The following is a 19,445-nucleotide window of genomic DNA, read 5'->3' as shown; positions in this document are numbered from 1 at the left end:
CGCATGAGCACCAACCCGTTCGAGAACCCCGAAGGCACCTACTCCGTGCTCGTCAACGAGGAGGGCCAGTACAGCCTGTGGCCCGACTTCGTGGACGTCCCGGCCGGCTGGACCGTCGCGCACGGCCCGGCTCCCCGCCAGGAGTGCCTGGACCACATCGAGGCCAACTGGACGGACATGCGCCCCAAGAGCCTCGTGGAGCGGATGGCGGAACAGGCCGGCTGAGGCGCCCGGCCGATGCTCTCCACGAGACTGACGAACGCGCGCTTCCTCACCATGGACCCGGACCGTCCCGTCGCCCACGACCTGGGCATCTGGCGGGGCCGGATCGTGGGCCTGGACGAGGAGGTGACCTCGCTGCCCGCCCGCAGGGTCGTCGACCTCCAGGGCGCCACCGTGCTGCCCGGGTTCATCGACAGCCATGTGCACCTGGCCTGGACCGGTTTCAAGGCGGGCACACCGAGCGTCGCCCCGTGCACCTCGGTCGAGGACGTGCTGGCCGCCGTGGCAGAGGCGGTGGCACGTACGCCGGAAGGGGGCTGGGCCGACCTCGCGGGGTACGACCAGCGCGGCCTCGGACGCCATCTGACGGCCGCCGAACTGGACAAGGTCGGCGCCGGGCGAAAAGTGTTCATGATGCACGACTCCGGACACGGCTGCATGGTCAACACGGCCGTCCTGGACCTGCTGCCCGCCGAACTCCGGCACGAGGGCGGCTTCCTTGCCGAGGGCGCCATGGGAGCCGCCCGGGCGCTTCGACTGCCGTACTCCCAGCAGGAGTTGGCCGAGGCGATCGGGCTGGCCGCCCGGACCTGTCTGGCCGAGGGAGTGACGGCCTGCGCCGAGGCGGGCATCGGCGGCGCGCTGTTCGGCCACAGTCCGGTCGAACTCGGCGCCTATCAACTCGCCCAGGAACAGGGCAGGTTGCCGCTCAGGGTGCAGCTCATGGTGTCCGCGGACCGGCTGCGCCCCGTCACCGCGCACGAGGACGACGGCATTCCCCGTGCCCTCGACCTCGGTCTGCGCACCGGGTTCGGCGACGACCGGCTCTCCGTGGGCGCGCTGAAGATCTACACCGACGGCGGCATGATGGCCCGTACCGCCGCGCTGACCGGCCCGTACCAGGGGCTCGACCACGCGGGTCAGTTGCAGGACGACCCCGAGACCCTCGCGGACACGATCGTCGACGGTCATCTCGCGGGCTGGCAGCTCGCCGTGCACGCCATCGGCGACCGGGCGGCCGACGTCGCCCTGGACGCCCTGGAGCGGGCGCAGCGGATCCGGCCGCGCCCGGGCGCCCGGCACCGCATCGAGCACGCGGGCCTCATCCGGCCCGACCAGCTGGAGCGCTTCGCGCGGCTGGGCGTGACAGCAGTGATCCAGCCGAACTTCCTGCGCTGCTTCGGCGACGACTACGCGGCGATCATGGGGGAGGTGCGGGCGCCCTGGCTGTACCGGGGGAGGGGTTTCCTGGAGCACGGGATCACCCTCGTGGGCAGCTCCGACCGGCCCGTCGCGGACGGATCGCCGCTCAGGGCAGTGCAGTTCATGGTCGAGCGCGCGTCCACGTCCGGGCAGGTGATCGGTCCGGACGAGGGCATCACGGTCGACGAGGCCCTGCGCGCGTACACCGTGGCCGGCGCCTTCGCCTGCCACTGGGAGGACAGCGCGGGGAGCCTGACCCCGGGGAAACGCGCCGACCTGGTCGTCCTGGGAGACGACCCGGGGAGTGTCGACGCGTCCCGCATCGGCGACATCGAGGTGGTCGCGACGTTCGTCGACGGCCGTGAGACCGAGGAGGCCGCGTCGTGAGCACGCGGACGGACAACGACAACGCCCGGTACGCACACCTGTGGCAGGGATCGGCGTACCCGCACCGGTGGGTGCTCTGGGACACCACCGGCGACATCCTGGTGTTCGACCGGGACGGCAACTGCCTCGTGGACATCGACGACGAGGGCGTGAAGCACGAGGTCGTGCGCAGGATGCGCGAGGCGGGCGTGCCGGAGAGCGACGACTATCCGGGTCGCCCCTGCTCGTGAACGACTGTTGGTGAACGGTTGCCCGTGAACGACCCGCTTCGGCGAAGGCGAAGGCATCACATGCTCTGTGCCGCCCTGCCGTGCAGGAGCTGGCGGATCAGCTGGTTGGTGGTGCACACGACGCTGGTGCGTCCGATCCACCGCAGCGCCATGGAGTGGTCCTCGGCGGAGAAGTCGGCCACCGCGTCGGCCACGACGAACGGCTGGATGTCGTGCATGAAGGCGTCCGCGGCCGTCAGCAGTATGCCGAGATGCGCCCGAACCCCGCACAGGATCAGCTGGTCGCGCCCCTCGGAGCGCAGCAGCCTGCCCAGGTGACTGCGGAGGAAGGCGTTGTGGCGGACGTTCACCAGCAGGTGTTCCCCCACTCTGGGCGTGAGCTCCGCGACGATCGCCGCGTCCTCGCCGGGCTCCTGCCCGATGCCCGGGCCCCAGATGTCGGTCATCAGCCCCCGCTGGCCGGGGCGTTGGGCGGCCGGCTCGGCGCTGAACACGACGGGCATGCCGAGCGTCCCCGCGAGCTCGCGCAGGGTGGCGCTGTTGTCGAGCAGCTCCACGACGGGGGAGCAGTCCGGCGGGAAGGCCTGGACGAAGTGGTTCTGCATGTCGTGGATCAACAGCGCGGCCCGTGCCGGATCGATCGTCCAGGGCGGGCCCGACGGGGGCACGGCGGAACGGTCGGGCATGGGATAGGAGTTGATGACCGGCAAGCCCATGGGCGGACTCCTCCCTGATGGCGTGTGCGCCGAGTCCGATTGAGGGAAGTTAGCTTAGCCTAAGCTAACTTGATGAGTGGTGGATCGTCAGGTGGCCGGTTCGGCCGAGTCACCAGGAGTTCGAGGAGCGGGGACCATGGCGAGCAGTACGTACCGGGACGCCTGGGGCATCCCGCATCTCCGGGCCTCCGATCCGCTGCGGCTGGCCTTCGCTCAGGGCAGGAACGCGGCGCGCGACCGGGCCTGGCAGATCGAGACCGAAAGGCACCGTTCACAGGGCACCACGGCCTCCTTCCTCGGGGCGGGCGCCGTCCCCTGGGACCGTTTCGTCCGCCGGGCCCGGCTCGACGACACGGCCCGGCGCTGCTTCGAGACGCTGGAGGAGGAGACGGCGGCCTGGGTGTCGGCGTACGTGGACGGGGTGAACGCCGGCCTTGAGCGGGGAGCGGCCGACGCGCCGGAGTTCGCGGCCACGGGACTGGCCCCGGGAACGTGGCAGAAGTGGACGCCCCTCGGTGTCTGGCTCGCCCACCACATCCTCTTCGCCGGATTCCCGACCAAGCTGTGGCGCGAGGAGGTCGCGGGCCGGCTCGGCGACGAGGCCCTCGAACTCTTCGCCGCGGACGGCCCCGGAACCTCGGGCTCCAACGGCTGGATGGTCGCGGGCGACCGCACCGCGTCCGGATCCGCGCTCATCGCGGGCGACCCCCACCGCTTCATCCAGGACCCCGGCTTCTACCAGCAGATCCACCTCTCGTGCCCGGAGTACGACGTCGTCGGCTTCGCCGTCCCCGGGGTGCCCGGCATCGCGCACTTCGGCCACACCGGGACCGTGGCCTGGGCCATCACCAACGCCAGTTCCGACTACCACGACCTCTACCGGGAGCGCCTGCGCACATCGGGCGACGGCATCGAGGCGTTGGGGCCCGAGGGATGGCGGCCGGCCGCCCATCACCGGGAGACCATCCGGGTCGCGGGCGGCGACGCGGTCGAGATCGACGTGATCGAGACGGAGCGCGGGCCCGTCATCATCGATGGCCCGGCCGAGGGTGCCGGAGGCGACTCGGGATCCGCCGAACTCTCCGGCGGCATCAGCCTCCGCTACCCGCCCCGCGTCACCGAGGAGCTGGGCTTCGACGTGCTCCCGGCCCTCCTCCGGGCCCGTACGGTCCAGGACGTGGACCGGGCACTCGACCGCTGGATCGAGCCGGTGAACGTCGTGCACGCCGCGGACACGTCCGGCGGACTGCTGCACCGCGTGGCCGGATACGTGCCCGTACGTCATCGGGAGAACGGGCTGCGGATCGTGCCCGCCTGGCGGAGCGGGCACGAGTGGCAGGGCCGTCATGACACACCCCGCGCCGAGGTGGACGGCATCGCGGTGATGGCCAACGAACGTGGCCTGGCCGCGCCGTTGGGCACGGAGTTCGCCCCGCGGTACCGCGCCGACCGGATCGACGGCCTGCTGCGGGTGTCACGGCAGTGGGAGCCCCACGACATGGCGGCCATCCACATGGACACCCGACTCGCGGCAGCCGCACCCCTGTTGGAGCGAGTGGCGCGGCTCGACGGACTCGGCCTCGAGGCGGCGCGGCTGAGGACGCGACTGCTGGCCTGGAACCGGCACATGGACGCCGACAGCACCGCCGCCGCGGACTACGCCCGGCTTCGCTCCGCCGTCGTACAACGGGTCGCGGCGGCCCCCGAGTTGAAGAGTCTCGCCGTGCCGCCCCTGCCGTATCCCATGGTGTTCGAGCCATGGCTGAACCTCACCGCGAAGGTCGCCTTCGCGCTTGAGGACCTGCTGGCCACCGAATTGCTTCCGGGGTTGGACAGCGGGGCGGTCGTCCGGGCGGCTCTGGAGGAGACGGCGCCCCTGGAGCCCGTGACCTGGGGCGAACTGCACCGGCTCGCCCCCGGCCGGATCCTCCCCGCCGCCGAGGACGAGGAGTGGCCCGGTCTCGGCGGGGACCACGACTGTGTGCTGGCCACGTCGAGCACGCCCGGCGTGACGGATCTCAGCTCCCGGGGGCCGTCCGCCCGGTACGTCTGGGACCTGGCCCGCCGCGAGAACAGCCTCTGGGCGGTGCCGCTGGGCGCCCGCGGCATCCCCGGAGACCCACACCGGCGGGACCAGCTTCCACTGTGGCTGAGCGGTCAACTCGCTCCTGTCATCACTGATTTCGCGCTTCTCGTCGAAGAACCGGAGCATGGTTCCCGAGGCATCGGAATGTGATCGTCCGTTCTTCATGCGGATGAATGAAAGGCGAAGGCCCCTGGTTTTTCGCCCTCCCCGCTCGGACAGATCGGGGTCATGGATCATGGGAATTGGGCGGAGACTTCAGGTGCGGCCGGGACCGGCGACCGGGAACTCGATGCAGCTCAGGAGGACATACGCAGGGAGTTGTCCTGGGAGGTGATCGCCGGCCACCGGGAGCGGCTGATGAGGCTTGTCCGCCGACGGCTTCCGAACGCGCAGGACACGGAGGACTGCGTACATGAGGCGATGCTGAGGGCGGCCGCCTGCGGCGATCTGGACCGCGAGCGGATCGGCCCCTTTCTGACCTCGGTGGCGCTGCGCCTCTGTGTCGACAACCACCGCGAACAGGAGCGGAGCCGGCTGCTGCTGCCCCGCACCGCCGATGTCCGTACGCCCGAGATCCCGGACGAGGGCGTGTGCGACAGGGACTTCGGGCGCTGGCTGCTCCGCCAGGTGCACCTCCTGCGGGGCCGGGAGCGGCAGGTCGTGCTCGCCCGCGCCCATGGAATCTCCACGCTGGAATTCGCCCGCATCCACCAGATCTCGGTCAAGGCGGCCGAGGGCGCGTTCACCCGCGGTCGAGCGCGGCTTCGGCTGATCTGCGCCAGGTCCATGGACGGTGTCGTGGCGTAGATCGGCGTATGCCGTTTTCGAGCAACGCTCCCGATTCCTCCGGCCACGCTGTTCAATGAACATGAACATCCCTGCGAAAGGAGCCGTCCGTGTCCCCTGTGGTCGTGCCGCCCGTCGGCGCGCGCATCCGGCAGGCGCGTACGGCGCGGGGGATGAGCCTGCGCGGCCTCGCGCGGGAGATCGGGGTCTCCGCGAGCCTGATCTCCCAGATCGAGACCGGCAAGAGCCAGCCCTCGGTGAGCACCCTGTACGCGATCACCACCGCGCTCTCCATCCCGGTCGAGTCGCTCTTCGACGCGGAGGGGGAGACGGCCCGAACCCCGGCGACCGCGGCCGTGGGCGCGCCGCCCGACACCGTGCTGCATGCCCTCGCCGCCTTCGCCGCCGACCCGGGCCGCAGGATCGGACCGCTGGTCGGAGGTGGTGAGCGGGAGGTGCTGGAGCTAGACTCGGGTGTTGTATGGGAACGTCTCGGCCACGTTCCGGGAGCGGACGTCGACTTCCTGCGCGTGACCTACCGGCCCGGCGGGACCTCCTCCAGCGCGGGAGGCCTGATGCGTCACCCCGGGACGGAGTACGGCTATCTGACCTCCGGCGAACTCGTCCTCACGCTCGGTTTCGAGGAGCACCTGATCCGGCCCGGTGACGCGGTCTGCTTCGAGTCGACGACCCCGCACCGGTACCGCAACGACGGCAGTGAACCCGCTGTCGGCGTCTGGTTCGTGTTCAGTATGGGTTGACACTTTCCCCGGACGGTCGTTCACTCCGAATGAGGGTGGTGGTCGTCATGGCAATCCGCACATTCGGACCGAACGCCGTCGACTGGGAACAGCGCATCGACCTCGACCGGCTGCGCACACAGCGGCTGGCCCGGCTCCACGCGGCACTGAACCGCTCCGAGCTGGGAGCGCTGCTCAGCTTCGACTTCGCCAACATCCGCTACATGTCGTCCACCCACATCGGCACCTGGGCGATGGACAAGCTGATCCGTTTTGCGCTGCTCGTCCGCGGCGGCGAACCGATCGTCTGGGACTTCGGCTCGGCCGCCCGCCACCACCAGCTCTACAACCCCTGGCTCGACTACAGCGACGGCAAGGAAGGCCCGCCCACCGGCGCCCGCGCGGGCATCTCCACCCTCCGTGGCGCCTTCCACCCGGACGCCGGGATCGGCGCGGACGTGGCGGCCAAAGTGGCGGCGGAACTGCGTGAACACGGCCTGGCGGGCGAGCCGTTGGGCGTCGACCTTGCCGAGATGCCCGTCCTGCACGCCCTCAAGGAACAGGGCATCGACGTCGTCGACGGCCAGCAGGTCTTCCTGGAGGCCCGCCGCGTCAAGACACCCGACGAGATCTCCCTGCTCACCCAGGCCTGCTCGATGGTCGACGCCGCCTACGAGGAGCTGTACGCCCACCTGCGACCGGGCATCCGCGAGAACGAGTGCGTCGGCCTCGTCAGCAAGGTCCTCTACGACCTCGGCAGCGAGTACGTCGAAGGCGTCAACGCCATCTCGGGCGAGCGCTGTTCACCGCATCCGCACGTCTACAGCGACCGGCTGATCCGCCCCGGCGACCCCGCCTTCTTCGACATCCTGCACAGCCACCTCGGCTACCGCACCTGCTACTACCGCACGTTCGCCGTCGGCAGCGCATCGCCCGCCCAGCGCGACGCGTACATCCGCTGCCGCGCCTACATGGACGAGGCCATCTCCCTGGTCAGGCCCGGCGCCACGACCGCCGACATCGTCCAGGTCTGGCCGCGCGCCGAGGAGTTCGGCTTCCCGGACGAGACGGCCGCCTTCGCGCTGCAGTACGGGCACGGGGTGGGCCTGTCCATCTGGGAGAAGCCGATCTTCAGCCGCCTCGTCTCGCTCGACCATCCCGAAGTCCTAGAAGAGGGCATGGTGTTCGCCCTGGAGACCTACTGGCCGGCGGCGGACGGCTGGTCGGCGGCGCGCATCGAGGAGGAACTCGTCGTCACGGCCGACGGGTGCGAGGTGATCACCAAGTTCCCCGCCGAGGAACTCCTCGTTGCCGGCCGCAAGTACTGGACCGTCGGCGGCGAGCTCAACACCCGGCGCGAGTCCCAGTCCCACCTCAACACCCGCGAGGGCAGGGGGGAACGATGACGGACGCCCCCCGGCCGGGTTCCTCTCGGCCCCAAGCCCCTCGGCGGGAGAACCCCGGCCCGGACTCGGCCCAACTCCTCGCGCTGTACGAGCAGATGGCCGTCATCCGGCGTACGGAGCAGGCCGCCCACGACCTGTTCATGTCCGGCCTCGTCAAGGGAACAACGCACCTCGCCGCCGGACACGAGGCCATCGCCGTCGGGACGAGCGCGGCCCTGCGCGACGACGACTACGTGTTCGCCACCTACCGCGGCCACCACCACGCGCTGGCCCGCGGCGCGACCCCCGAGGAGTGCCTCGCCGAACTCATGAGCCGCGCCACGGGACTGTGCAAGGCCAAGGGCGGCTCGATGCACCTGACCAAGGCATCGCGGAACATGCTCGGTTCGTACGCGATCGTCGGCGCGCATCTCCCGATGGCGGTCGGCGCCGCCTGGTCCGCCCGGCTGCGCGGCACCGAACAGATCGCCGTGGCCTTCTTCGGCGACGGCGCGACCAACATCGGCGCGTTCCACGAGGCGCTCAACCTGGCGGCCGTGTGGAAGCTGCCCGTGCTGTTCGTCTGCGAGAACAACCTGTACATGGAGTACACCCCGATCGCCGACGTGACCGCGGTGGCCAACCCCGCGGCCGACCGGGCGCCCGCCTACGGCATCCCCGGCGAGATCGTCGACGGCAACGACGTGGTCGCCGTCCAGGAGGCGGTGACCCGGCTCGCGGGCCGGGCCCGGGCAGGAGACGGGCCCAGCCTGCTGGAAGCGCAGACCTACCGGCACTTCGGCCACAGCCGCGCCGACCCGGCGACGTACCGCCCGGCAGAGGAGGTCGAGCGCTGGCTCAAGCACGACCCGCTGGACGTGGCACGCGGCCGCCTCGCCGAACTAGGGGTGCCCGCCGGCACGGTCACCGAGGCCGACGAGCGCGCAACCGGTCTCGTACAGGCGGCAGTTGAGGCCGCCAAGAACGCGCCCGCGCCCGATCCCCGGGAAGCGCTGACCGACGTGTGGGCCGACGGAGGTGCGGCGTGGCGGACGTGATCACCTACCGGCAGGCGGTCGCCGAGGGCATCGCGCGGGAGATGCGGCGCGATCCGTCGGTGGTGTGCCTGGGCGAGGACATCGGCGCCGCGGGCGGGGTGTTCAAGACGACCGCCGGGCTGTACGAGGAGTTCGGGTCCGGGCGGGTGTGGGACACGCCGATCTCCGAACAGGCCATCGTCGGGGCCGCGATGGGCGCCGCCATGACCGGCATGCGCCCCGTCGCCGAGATCATGTTCTCCGACTTCCTGGCCTGTTGCTGGGACTACCTCGCCAACGAGATACCCAAGGTGCGGTACATGACGGGCGGTCAGGTCACCGTGCCGCTCGTGGTGCGTACGGCCAACGGCGGTGGACTCGGCTTCGGCGCGCAGCACTCGCAGGCCACCGAGAACTGGGCGCTGACCGTCCCCGGACTGAAGATCGCGGCACCGGCCACCCCCGCCGACGTGGTCGGCATGATGGCGGCCGCCATCCGCAGCGACGACCCCGTGGTCTTCTTCGAGCACAAGGGACTCCTCGCGTCCAAGGGAGCGCCCGCGCCACCGGACCACGTCGTCGAGCTGGGGCGGGCAGCCGTCGTACGCGAGGGTGCCGACATCACGCTCGTGGCACTCGCCTCGATGGTGCCGGTGGCGCTCACCGCCGCGGAACGGCTCGCCGAGGAGGGCATCGAGGCGGAGGTGATCGACCTGCGCTGCCTGGTGCCGCTCGACACCCGGACCGTACTCGGCTCCCTCGCGAAGACCTCACGGCTCGTGACCGTCGAGGAGAACCCCTACCAGGGCGGCTGGGGCGGCACGCTCGTGTCGGTCGTCGCCGACGAGGGCTTCGGCCTCCTCGACGCGCCCGTGCGCCGGGTCGCCGCCGAATGCGTGCCCCTGCCCTTCGCGGACGCGCTCGAAGAGCAGGTGATCCCCACCGTCGACAAGGTCGTGACCAAGGTCCGCGACCTCACCGCGTACTGAACTCGGCAAGGAGAGAGGCGAGTAGGGCGATGACGAATCGGATGCTCCTGCGCTCGGGCCACGTGATCTCGATGGACCCCGACATCGGGGACCTGCCCGGCGGTGACGTCCTCATCGAGGACGGGAAGATCGTGGCGGTCGACCGCGACATCAGCGCGGACGCCGAGGTGCTCGACATGACGGGCCGCATCCTCGTGCCCGGCTTCGTCGACACCCACCGCCACACCTGGGAGGCGCCCATCCGCGGCTGCGCGCCCAACGCCACCCTCGACGACTACTTCGTGGAGGTCCTCGACACCTTCGCGCCCGTCTACACGCCCGAGGACGTGTACGCGGGCAACCTGGCGGGCTCACTGGAGTGTCTGAACGCCGGGATCACCACCCTCGTCGACTGGTCCCACATCAACAACACGCCCGAGCATCCCGACGCCGCGGTCCAGGCGCTCGGCGAGACCGGCATCCGCGCCCAGTACGCGTACGGCAGCGCCAACACCTCGCTCGCCGACTACTGGTACGAGAGTAAGATCTCGATTCCGGGGGACGACGTACGCAGGGTGAGAGACCGTCACTTCGCTTCGGACGACGGGCTGTTGACCATGGGCCTCGCCACCCGTGGCCCCGGCTTCTGCATCAACGACGTCGTCGAGGCCGAATGGCGCCTCGCACGCGAACTGGGCATCCCCATCACCGTGCACGTCGGCATGGGACGGCTCGCCGGCCGCTTCGGCATGGTCAGGCAACTGCACGAGCTGGGGCTGCTCGGCTCCGACACCACCTATGTGCACTGCTGCTACTTCAGCGAGGAGGAGTGGCGGATGGTCGCCGACAGCGGCGGCACGGTCTCCATCGCACCGCAGGTGGAGACCCAGATGGGGCACGGCTGGCCACCCGTGATGAAGGCCATCGAGCACGGGCTGCGGCCGTCCCTGAGCATCGACGTGGTCACCACCGTGCCCGGCGACATGTTCACCCAGATCCGCGCGGCCTTCGGCGCCGAGCGGGCACGGGTGAACGCCGAGTGCTGGAAGGCCGACATCCCGGTCCCCGAAACGATGTTGACGGCACGTCAGATGCTGGAGATCGCGACGGTCAACGGCGCGCATGTCGCGGGACTTGAACACCGCACCGGTTCACTGGCCCCCGGCAAGCGCGCCGACGTCGTCGCGATCGACGCGACCGCGCTCAACGTCGCGCCGCTCATCGACCCGGTGGCCGCCGTGACGCTGAGCGCGGACGTGTCCAACGTCGAGACCGTCATCGTCGACGGCGTCGTCCGCAAGCGCGACGGCAGGCTGCTCGCCGACACCGGGCGGGCACGGCGCCTGGTCGAGGAGTCCCGCGACCGTCTCGCGGCAGCGGTCGAGGCGCGTGGGAAGCAGCAGGCATGACGCACCACGTGATCCGGCGGGCGGCGGACGCCACGTTCGCCGCCCCGCCCCAACCGCCGTACGGGAGCACGGGATTCACACGGCGGACCGTGGTCGGCGAGGAGGACGGCTCCGTACACACGGGCTTCGGCGTGTGCGAACTGACGCCGGACGGGGCGATCGGGGCCCACGTCCACTCGTACGAGGAGTCCTTCCACCTGCTCTCCGGGACGGTGGTCCTCGATACGCCCGAGGGCTCGTACCTCCTCGAAGAGGGCGACTACGGGCTGCTGCCCACGGGCGTGCCGCACGCCTGGCGCGGGGCCGGGGACACCGCCGCACGCTGGGCGGACATGCTCGCACCGGTGCCGAGGGCGCGCTACGGACACGACACCCGGGCGGTGCCCGCGCTGCCGGACCGCGAGCCGGTCCGGATCGACGTCCGCGACCCGCGCACCCGCTCGTTCGGCCACTTCGAGGCCGCCCAGATGGACCCCGGCAAGCAGTCCCAGGACCTCCTCGCCGTGTCGGCCAGCATGCGCACCGCGCTGCTCGTCTACAGCGGGATCACCGTGAAGATGATGGTGGACGCCGACCTGGGCGCGGTGGCCTCGACGATGTTCATGGTGCAGTACGCGGCCGACGGCGTCGCGGGCGCGCACGATCACCCCTTCGAGGAGACGTATCTGATCGTCGAGGGAACCGTGGACGCCGCCTTCGACGGCGAGCAGTACCGGCTCGGTGTCGGCGACGCCGCCTGGGCGGGCGCCGGTTGCGTCCACAGCTTCACCAACGCCGGTACGGGACCGGTGCGTTGGCTGGAGACCCAGGCACCCCAGCCGCCGTCGCGCCACTCCTACCGGTTCGCCCGCGACTGGGACCACCTGCGCGACGTGCTGGGGGGAGAAGCAGGGGAGTGGAAGCCGTGATCCGCCACGTGCCGGGGGAGAGACCATGAGCAGTGTTGTCGTCATCGGCGGTACGGCCGGCATCGGCCGCGAGATCGCCCGCACCCGCGCCGAACACGGTGACGAGGTCGTACTCACCGGCCGCGACGCCCACCGCGCCGACACGGCCGCCAAGGAGATCGGCGCGCACGGACTCGCCCTGGACCTCTCCCGGCCGCGCGAGATCGCGGGCGCCCTGGCAGGCGTCGAGCGCGTCGACCACCTCGTCCTCGCGGGCATCTCCCGCGACCAGAACACCGTCACCGACTACGACATCGACGCCGCGCTGCACCTCGTCACCCTCAAGCTCGTCGGCTACACCGAGGTCGTCCACACACTGCTGCCCCGGATGACCGGGGAGAGCGCCGTCGTGATCTTCGGCGGGCAGGCCAAGGAACGGCCCTACCCGGGCGCCACGACCGTCGCCACGGTGAACGCCGGCGTCACGGGCCTGGTGCGCACCCTCGCAAGCGAACTCGCCCCGATCCGCGTCAACGCCGTCCATCCGGGCATCGTCGGCGACAGCCCGTTCTGGGCGGGCAAGCCCCCGGAGGTGCTGGAGAACATCCGCGCCCAGACGCCCACGGGCCGACTGGCTCGCATGCGGGACATCGTGGACGCGGTGGACTTCCTGCTGCGCAACGAGGCGGTCAACGGCGTCAACCTGAGCGTGGACGGAGGGTGGCTGCTGCGCTGAGCCAGGGGGTGCCGTCGCGGCGCTCAAGAAGTGGCTCAGGAGGGGCTCAGGAGGTCTTGAACCCTACGCCCGCGTACAGCGGCACCGGCGCCTCGCCCTTGAGCCGCTCGCCCGCCGCGAGTTCCGGATGCCATTCCGGCAGAGGGACGACCCCCGGTTCGACCAGTTCGAGTCCCGTGAAGAAACGGGTCACTTCGGCGTGCGAACGGGCCACGAGCGTGACGCCGCCCGCCGCGTACGACCGCACCGCCCGGTCCATGTTCTCCGGATCGTAGTCCCCTGTGATCATCGACAGCACGAGGCAACTGCCGGTGGGCAGCGCCTCGACCAGACCGCCCACCAGGTCGTACGCCCCGTCCTCGTCGGCGACGAAGTGCAGCAGCGCGACCAGCGACAGCGCGATGGGCCGGTCGAAGTCGAGGACGGCCCTGGCCTGTTCCAGGATCTTTCCTGTGTCGCGCACATCCGCCTGGATGTACTCGGTCACCCCCTCGGGAGTGCCGTGCAGCAGCGCCGCGGCATGGGCCAGCACGATGGGGTCGTTGTCGACGTACACGATCCGCGCGTCGGGCACCGTGGCCTGCGCTATCTGGTGGAGGTTGGGCTCCGTCGGGATACCCGCGCCGATGTCGAGGAACTGACGGATGCCCGCCTCCTGGACCAGCCACCGCGTGGCGCGGTGCATGAACCAGCGGTTGTTGAGCGCGGAGTGCTTGGCATGCGGCTCCAACGCCAGCATTCGAAGGCCCAGTTCCTCGTCGACCGGGTAGTTGTCCTTGCCGCCCAGGAGCCAGTCGTACACACGTGCCGGATGGGGCCTGCTGGTGTCGATGCGCTGGAGGGGGGACTCGGTCCCGGTCATGCGTGCTCCTCTGCTCGTCATGGTGTGCGAGCAGTCTGGCACCGTCAGTCGCCTTTCGAACGTGGTTTCCCCGCGTGCCGCAGACACTCCTCCACGACGTCCTTGTCGAGCGCCGCCCGTACCAACGCGGCGGCCAGCACGGCCGGTTCGGTACTCCCGGCGAGCTTCACCAGACGGTCCGGCTCCGTCGGCAGCCCGAGCCGGCCCGCGCCGTCCAGGGCCTTCGCGTCGAGATACGGGGCGGCCTCGGGCCACACCAGCTGCACCTCGCGCAGGAAGATGTCCACACCCGCGGGCCCGAGCCCCGGTATCTCCCGCAGCAGGCCGCGGAGTTCGTCCAGGTCGCCGTCCGCCGCGTCCCGCATCCCCCGCGGATCGCCGCCCCAGCGCTCCGTCAACAGCTCGGCCCCGTCGCCGAGTTGGGTCGCCGTGCGCTCGTCATAGCGCCGGTAGCCGCCGCTGCCCAGCGCGTCCACTCGCTCCTGCCAGGTCGCCGCGGCCATCCGGCGTGGATCGCGCAGCCCCGCGTCGTACAGGGCACGAGTGGTCGCGAGGGCGACGGAACCGCGGATCCGGGCGCTGAGCAGACAGGCCATGACCAGGGTGCGGTACAGCGGCTGCGGTGTGTTCCGCAGCCGGATGCCCGCCTCCTCGGCGAACGTACGACCGTGCCCGGCGAGCAGCACCTCCACGACCCGCTCGGCCCTGCCGGTCATGACGACGGCTTGAGCGGATCGTGGCCCAACGCCATCAGCCGATGACGGCGCTGTGTCTCCTCGGCCCCGGGCCCGGCCAACGGTTCGCCCTCCGGGTCCGTCTCGGCCGTGACGGTGTCCACGACCTCGTACATCACGTCGAGGTCGTCGTCGGTGAGGTCGGTACGGCGCTTCTGGAGGATGGCCAGCACATGCTCACCGGTGGGCGAACCCGCGTGCTCCGGCAGCGGTTCCGTCTCCTCGGAGGCGTCGCTCACCCGCAGCCACGCGGCCAGCTCCTGCGAGGTCATGTTCACCGCGCGGTGGAACTCGTCCCACAGCGCGTCGAGTTCGAGGGCGTCGGTCATGACGTACCCCTTCCGTTCGTGCGCTCGTCCCTGCCTGTGTGGCCTGCGGGCGCTGCTTGCCGCGCACGCCCGCGGATCTCAGGCGCGCGGCCAGTCCTCGGCCTGGAACATCCAGCGGTGCTTCTCCAGCTCCGCCGTCAGACCGATCAGCAGGTCCTGGGTGACGGGGTCGGGCTCGTCCGTCGCGGTGATCCGCTCCCGCAGCCGTCCGATGGTCGTGTCCAGCGCCTCGACGAGCACGCCGACGACCTCGGTGTCCTGGACCCAGCCCTCCTTCGGGCCCTGCGGGGCGGCCGTCGTCGCGACCGTCTCGGGCCGGCCGTCGGGCGGCACACCGAGCGTCGCCGCGCGCTCGGCCACGGTGTCGGCGTACGTACGGGCCGTGTCGACGACCTCGTCGAGCTGCAGATGGATCGAGCGGAACCGCGGGCCCACGATGTTCCAGTGGGCCTGCTTGCCGATGAGCGAGAGCCCGAGCAGATCCACCAGAGTGCCCTGCAAGGCCTCCCCGACGACCTGCCGAGCAGACTCGGACAGGGTGCTCTTCACCACGGTCATGGTGCATTTCTCCTTGACGTTTGCGATGTTCGCGGCGTTTGCCGACGGCGGACCATGCGGAGCAGCGCGGCGCGCTCCTCCTCGCCCGTGCCACCCCACACACCGGAGGTCTGTCCGGTGGAGAGCGCCCACGCGAGGCACTGTCCTGCCACCGGACAACGGGCGCAGACGCGCTTGGCGGCCGCGATGTCGTGCCGTGCGGGGCCGACCGTACCCACGGGGAAGAACAGTTCTGGGTCCTCCTCCGCGCAGGCCGCTCGCCGCAACCACTCCATGAGGGGCCGGGTGCCCAGGGCGGATCAGCGAAAACACCCGATTCCGAGGCCGCGGGGCCCGTCCGCTCTCAGTGCGCGAGTACCCGGTCCACGAAGGCGGTCACGTCCGCGAGGACCGTGTCCTTGTTCGTCTCGTTGAACACCTCGTGCTGAGCGCCCGCGTACACGCGCTCGGTCCAGTCGGCCCCGCGCAGCTCCTCTACGCCCGCGCGGCTCGCGGGCAGCGGCACGATCCGGTCGTCGTCCCCGTGCAGCCACAGGAGCGGCAGCGCACCCACGTCACCGGTCTTGGCGATGGTCTCCAGAGTGCGTACGAAGGCCTCCAGGGTGGGGCGCTTGAACGGCCCGTGCCAGACCAGCGGATCCGCCGCGTACGCCGCACCGACGGACGGGTCGCGCGAGAGCGTGGTCGGGTCGATGGGGATGTCGGGCAGCGGATCGAGCGCGAGCAGCTGGGGCAGCAGGTCCCAGCTGCCGATGACCGGCCCGGAGAGGACGAGCGCGGCCAGGCCGTCCCCGTACCGCTGGGCGTATCGCGCGGCGATCAGGCCGCCCATGGAGTGGCCGATCAGTACGACCGGCACATCCGGGTGGGCGGTCCGGGCCAGCCGCTCCACCGCGTGGACGTCGCTCACCACGTCCTCGAAGTCCTCGACCAGCACGCGCTCGCCCGCCGACCTCCCGTGCCCCATGTGGTCGGGGCCGAACACGGCCGCGCCGTGCCCGTGCAGCACGTCGGCCACGTACTCGTACCGGCCGATGTGCTCCCCGTAGCCGTGCACGAGCAGCGCCACGTACCGCGGGCGCTCCCGTGGCCACTCGCGTGCGGTGATCGTGCCCCGGGTGCCCGGGAGGGTGTGCTCGCGGGAGTCGGCCATGGGTCCTCCATCGGCGTCGGCGAAGGGTCGGGGGCGATCTTTCCAGGGGAGGTGGAAGCGGTCCATAGCGCGCGACCGGCGCCGGAGGCAGGGGCCACCTGTCGAGACGGTCCTGACGCGGCCGGATACGTGGGCATAGCATCGGTCTCCGCATGAACACGATGACGCTCTGGCACATATCCCTGTGGGAGTTCGCCGCACTCGCCGCCGCGGCCCTGCTCGTCGGTTTCTCCAAGACAGCCGTCAGCGGAGCCAACACGGTCAGCCTCGCCATCTTCGCGGCCGTACTGCCCGCCCGGGCGTCGACAGGAGTCCTGCTCCCCATCCTCATCGTCGGTGACGTGCTCGCCGTGCTCACCTACCGGCGGCACGCGCACTGGCCGACCCTGTGGAAACTGTTCCCGGCGGTCGCCGCGGGAGTCGTCGCCGGCACGGTGTTCCTGATGTGGGCCGACGACCAGGTCGTACGGACGTCGATCGGCGCGATCCTGCTGCTGATGGCCGGCGTCACCATCTGGCGCCGCCGCAGGGCCGAGGCGGAGGAGGAACCCGACTCGCTCGCCACGCGGACCGGCCGGATCAAGGCCCGTTCGTACGGCGTGCTCGGCGGCTTCACCACGATGGTCGCCAACGCGGGCGGCCCGGTGATGTCGATGTACCTCCTCTCCGCGGGCTTCCGGAAGCTCGGCTTCCTGGGGACCTCCGCCTTCTTCTTCCTGATCGTCAACGTCTCCAAGGTCCCCTTCAGCGTCGGCCTCGGCCTCATCGACGGCAACTCGCTGCTGCTGGATGCCGCCCTCGCCGCCTTCGTCGTACCGGGGGCGTTCATCGGGAAGTGGGCCGTGAACCGGATCAATCAGCGACTCTTCGAACAGCTGGTGATCGCGGCGACGGTGGTGGGCGGAGCGCAGCTGCTCCTGCGCTGATCCCGTCGCGTCGCCACCCGGCCGCGAGGCGGTGCCCCGTAAGGGGCGCGGGGCCGTATCGATCCGCGGCTCCGCCGCCGGGCGCGACCAGCCCCACCGGCTCGCGCCAAACGAACCGCGGATCCGGCGGAGCGCATACGCTGGGAGGCGTCAAAAGCGTGTTCCCGGGGCAGGGAGGCTGCGGCCATGTCCGAGGCGTCCGGTCACCAGGATCCACCGGCATCCGCCCGCTATCTGCCGATCGCCGAGCACGGCCTGATCGGCGATCTGCGCAGCGTGGCCCTGGTGGGCACGAACGGCACGATCGACTGGTACTGCTGTCCGTCCTTCGACGCACCCAGCGTCTTCGCCTCCATCCTCGACGCCGACCGGGGCGGCTCCTTCGAGCTGGCGGCCGCCGTGCCGGCCCGGACCAAGCAGTTCTACTTCCCCGACACCAACGTCCTGGTCACCCGGTTCTTCACCGAGGACGGGGTGGGCGAGATCCAGGACTTCATGCCGGTGGACGGCGACGAGACGGAGGCGGACCGGCACCGGCTCATCCGCCGAGTGCTGTGCGTACGCGGCTCGATCCCCTTCCGCGCGCGGGTGTCCCCCCGGTTCGAGTACGGAGCCCGGCCGCACACCGCACGGCTGCACGACGACATGGTGATCTTCGAGTCGGACAGCCTGTCCCTCGCGCTGACCGCCACAGAGCCGCTCGAATGCGACGGGCTCGACGCGCGAGTGGACTTCAAGCTCCAGGAGGGCGAGTCCGCGGTGTTCGCCCTCGACCAGGTCAGCGGCGACATCGCGCCCCGCCGCTGCCCGCGCGCCGAGGCCGAGGAACTGTTCGCCGCCACGGTGGCCTTCTGGCGGCGCTGGCTGACCGCGTCCCAGTACCGCGGCCGGTGGCGGGAGATGGTGCACCGCTCCGCTCTGACCCTCAAGCTCCTCACCTACGCGCCGACGGGCGCCATCGTGGCCGCCGCCACGACCAGCCTGCCCGAACAGCTCGGCGGCGAGCGCAACTGGGACTACCGGTACGTGTGGGTGCGCGACGCCGCGTTCTGCGTGTACGCGCTGCTGAGGCTGGGTTTCACCAGCGAGGCCGAGTCCTTCATGGCCTTCGCGGCCAAGTACATCACCCCGGGCGACGGCCTCCCCGGGGGCCCGCTGCAGATCATGTACGGCATCGACGGCCGCACCGACCTGCCCGAGCGGGAGCTGCCCCACCTGGAGGGATACCAGGGCTCCGCCCCCGTCCGGGTCGGCAACGCGGCGTCCGACCAGCTCCAGCTCGACATCTACGGGGCGCTCATCGACTCGGTCTACCTCTACGACAAATGGGCCCAGCCGATCTCCAGCGACCAGTGGGACGACATCTGCGGACTGGTCGACTGGGTCTGCGAACACTGGGACCAGCCCGACGAGGGCGTCTGGGAGACCCGCGGCGGCCGCAAGAACTTCCTCTACTCCAGGCTCATGTGCTGGGTGGCGATCGAGCGGGCCATCAGGCTGGCCACCCGCCGGGGCCTGCCCGCCGACATCGTGCGCTGGCGCGACGCCCGCGACACGATCTACCGGCGGATCATGAAACGCTGCTGGTCACCGGCGCGCCAGGCGTTCGTCCAGCACGAGGACGACGACGTCCTGGACGCCGCGGTGCTGATGATGCCCCTGGCCAAGTTCATCTCGCCCACCGACCCGAAGTGGCTCTCCACCCTCGACGCGCTCACCGAGGACCTGGTCTCCGACTCGCTGGTCTACCGCTACGACCCGAACGCGAGCCCCGACGGCCTGCGCGGCGAGGAGGGCACCTTCTCGATCTGCTCCTTCTGGTACGTCGAGGCCCTGACCCGGGCCGGACGGCTCGACGAGGCGCGGCTGGCCTTCGAGAAGATGCTCACCTACGCCAACCACCTCGGCCTGTACGCCGAGGAGATCAGCCACACCGGCGAACAGCAGGGCAACTTCCCACAGGCCTTCACCCATCTCTCCCTGATCAGCGCGGCCTTCAACCTCGACCGGGCCCTGGGCTGACCGTGCCCGGCAGGGACGCCGGACCGGCGGACCTACAGGCCGGCGGATCGGCGAAGGAGCCCGGCCCCG

Annotated in this window: 21 protein-coding genes; 14 read left to right on the top strand and 7 right to left on the bottom strand. The window is 70.7% G+C overall.

Translation table 11 applies throughout. The features are described from left to right. The first annotated feature begins 3 nt into the window (after positions 1–3). Genes OG718_RS12195 through OG718_RS12185 form a run of 3 tightly spaced genes read left to right on the top strand, consistent with a single transcriptional unit; the run spans position 4 to position 2,042 of the window. Positions 4–225: an MbtH family protein gene (locus OG718_RS12195; RefSeq protein ID WP_328844127.1), complete on the top strand. Its 222-nt coding sequence runs from the start codon at positions 4–6 to the stop codon at positions 223–225. A gap of 12 nt (positions 226–237) precedes the next feature. Beyond that, the gene (locus OG718_RS12190) at positions 238–1,812 is read left to right on the top strand and encodes an amidohydrolase (protein WP_328844126.1); all 1,575 of its coding nucleotides are present in this window, start codon (positions 238–240) and stop codon (positions 1,810–1,812) included. Next, entirely contained in the window at positions 1,809–2,042 is a 234-nt protein-coding gene (locus tag OG718_RS12185; protein WP_328844125.1) for a hypothetical protein, read from the top strand. The genes OG718_RS12190 and OG718_RS12185 overlap by 4 nt, the downstream gene beginning before the upstream one ends. 56 nt (positions 2,043–2,098) lie before the next feature. Here the strand turns inward: OG718_RS12185 and OG718_RS12180 are convergent, their stop codons facing one another. Then, positions 2,099–2,758: an isochorismatase family protein gene (locus OG718_RS12180; RefSeq protein WP_186001074.1), complete on the bottom strand. Its 660-nt coding sequence runs from the start codon at positions 2,756–2,758 to the stop codon at positions 2,099–2,101. A 136-nt stretch (positions 2,759–2,894) separates the two neighbouring features. On the opposite strand from OG718_RS12180, the gene OG718_RS12175 reads away from it, so the two are divergent. The 9 genes from OG718_RS12175 to OG718_RS12135 all read left to right on the top strand — a co-directional run bounded on the left by OG718_RS12175 (position 2,895) and on the right by OG718_RS12135 (position 12,792). Beyond that, positions 2,895–4,994, top strand: a complete 2,100-nt coding sequence (locus tag OG718_RS12175; RefSeq protein WP_328844124.1) for a penicillin acylase family protein — start codon at positions 2,895–2,897, stop codon at positions 4,992–4,994. A 78-nt stretch (positions 4,995–5,072) separates the two neighbouring features. Beyond that, the gene (locus OG718_RS12170; protein WP_143634445.1) at positions 5,073–5,651 is read left to right on the top strand and encodes an RNA polymerase sigma factor; all 579 of its coding nucleotides are present in this window, start codon (positions 5,073–5,075) and stop codon (positions 5,649–5,651) included. Positions 5,652–5,740: 89 nt separating this feature from the next. Continuing rightward, positions 5,741–6,391, top strand: coding sequence for a helix-turn-helix domain-containing protein (locus OG718_RS12165; RefSeq protein ID WP_328844123.1), 651 nt, complete (start codon positions 5,741–5,743; stop codon positions 6,389–6,391). 47 nt (positions 6,392–6,438) lie between these two features. Beyond that, positions 6,439–7,776 carry a M24 family metallopeptidase gene (locus tag OG718_RS12160; RefSeq protein ID WP_306936356.1) on the top strand — a complete coding sequence of 446 codons (1,338 nt, stop codon included), beginning with the start codon at positions 6,439–6,441 and terminating at the stop codon, positions 7,774–7,776. A gap of 95 nt (positions 7,777–7,871) precedes the next feature. Continuing rightward, on the top strand, positions 7,872–8,813 hold the full coding sequence (locus OG718_RS12155; RefSeq protein ID WP_143635078.1) for a thiamine pyrophosphate-dependent dehydrogenase E1 component subunit alpha: 942 nt from the start codon (positions 7,872–7,874) through the stop codon (positions 8,811–8,813). Beyond that, on the top strand, positions 8,801–9,781 hold the full coding sequence (locus OG718_RS12150) for an alpha-ketoacid dehydrogenase subunit beta (RefSeq protein ID WP_306936355.1): 981 nt from the start codon (positions 8,801–8,803) through the stop codon (positions 9,779–9,781). The genes OG718_RS12155 and OG718_RS12150 overlap by 13 nt, the downstream gene beginning before the upstream one ends. Before the next feature lie 29 nt (positions 9,782–9,810). Beyond that, a complete protein-coding gene (locus tag OG718_RS12145) occupies positions 9,811–11,169 on the top strand; it encodes an amidohydrolase family protein (protein ID WP_328844122.1) in 1,359 nt (452 codons plus the stop codon). Next, positions 11,166–12,077, top strand: coding sequence for a cupin domain-containing protein (locus tag OG718_RS12140; RefSeq protein ID WP_328844121.1), 912 nt, complete (start codon positions 11,166–11,168; stop codon positions 12,075–12,077). Before OG718_RS12145 ends, OG718_RS12140 begins: the two co-directional genes overlap by 4 nt. Before the next feature lie 25 nt (positions 12,078–12,102). Further along, positions 12,103–12,792: an SDR family NAD(P)-dependent oxidoreductase gene (locus OG718_RS12135; RefSeq protein ID WP_306936352.1), complete on the top strand. Its 690-nt coding sequence runs from the start codon at positions 12,103–12,105 to the stop codon at positions 12,790–12,792. Between the two features lie 46 nt (positions 12,793–12,838). On the opposite strand, the gene OG718_RS12130 is transcribed toward OG718_RS12135, so the two are convergent. The 6 genes from OG718_RS12130 to OG718_RS12105 all read right to left on the bottom strand — a co-directional run bounded on the left by OG718_RS12130 (position 12,839) and on the right by OG718_RS12105 (position 16,428). Further along, positions 12,839–13,654 (bottom strand): SAM-dependent methyltransferase, encoded by an 816-nt coding sequence (locus OG718_RS12130; protein ID WP_328844120.1) that lies wholly within the window; start codon positions 13,652–13,654, stop codon positions 12,839–12,841. 44 nt (positions 13,655–13,698) lie between these two features. Beyond that, on the bottom strand, positions 13,699–14,370 hold the full coding sequence (locus OG718_RS12125; RefSeq protein ID WP_306936350.1) for an endonuclease: 672 nt from the start codon (positions 14,368–14,370) through the stop codon (positions 13,699–13,701). Continuing rightward, complete coding sequence (locus OG718_RS12120) at positions 14,367–14,717, bottom strand: DUF3140 domain-containing protein (RefSeq protein ID WP_306936349.1); 351 nt, start codon at positions 14,715–14,717, stop codon at positions 14,367–14,369. The genes OG718_RS12125 and OG718_RS12120 overlap by 4 nt, the downstream gene beginning before the upstream one ends. 78 nt (positions 14,718–14,795) lie before the next feature. After that, positions 14,796–15,275, bottom strand: coding sequence for a Dps family protein (locus tag OG718_RS12115; protein WP_143634459.1), 480 nt, complete (start codon positions 15,273–15,275; stop codon positions 14,796–14,798). Continuing rightward, a complete protein-coding gene (locus OG718_RS12110; RefSeq protein WP_306936348.1) occupies positions 15,272–15,550 on the bottom strand; it encodes a WhiB family transcriptional regulator in 279 nt (92 codons plus the stop codon). Before OG718_RS12110 ends, OG718_RS12115 begins: the two co-directional genes overlap by 4 nt. Positions 15,551–15,618: 68 nt before the next feature. Then, positions 15,619–16,428, bottom strand: a complete 810-nt coding sequence (locus OG718_RS12105) for an alpha/beta hydrolase (RefSeq protein ID WP_328844119.1) — start codon at positions 16,426–16,428, stop codon at positions 15,619–15,621. Between the two features lie 152 nt (positions 16,429–16,580). Here OG718_RS12105 and OG718_RS12100 point away from each other — a divergent pair, with 152 nt between their 5' ends. Beyond that, the gene (locus OG718_RS12100) at positions 16,581–17,354 is read left to right on the top strand and encodes a sulfite exporter TauE/SafE family protein (RefSeq protein WP_143634464.1); all 774 of its coding nucleotides are present in this window, start codon (positions 16,581–16,583) and stop codon (positions 17,352–17,354) included. A 186-nt stretch (positions 17,355–17,540) separates the two neighbouring features. After that, complete coding sequence (locus OG718_RS12095; protein ID WP_143634465.1) at positions 17,541–19,376, top strand: glycoside hydrolase family 15 protein; 1,836 nt, start codon at positions 17,541–17,543, stop codon at positions 19,374–19,376. The last annotated feature ends 69 nt before the right edge of the window (positions 19,377–19,445 follow it).

The sequence above is a fragment of the Streptomyces sp. NBC_00258 genome, from assembly GCF_036182465.1.
Taxonomy (GTDB): domain Bacteria; phylum Actinomycetota; class Actinomycetes; order Streptomycetales; family Streptomycetaceae; genus Streptomyces.
This window is presented reverse-complemented; position numbering and strand designations above follow the sequence as displayed.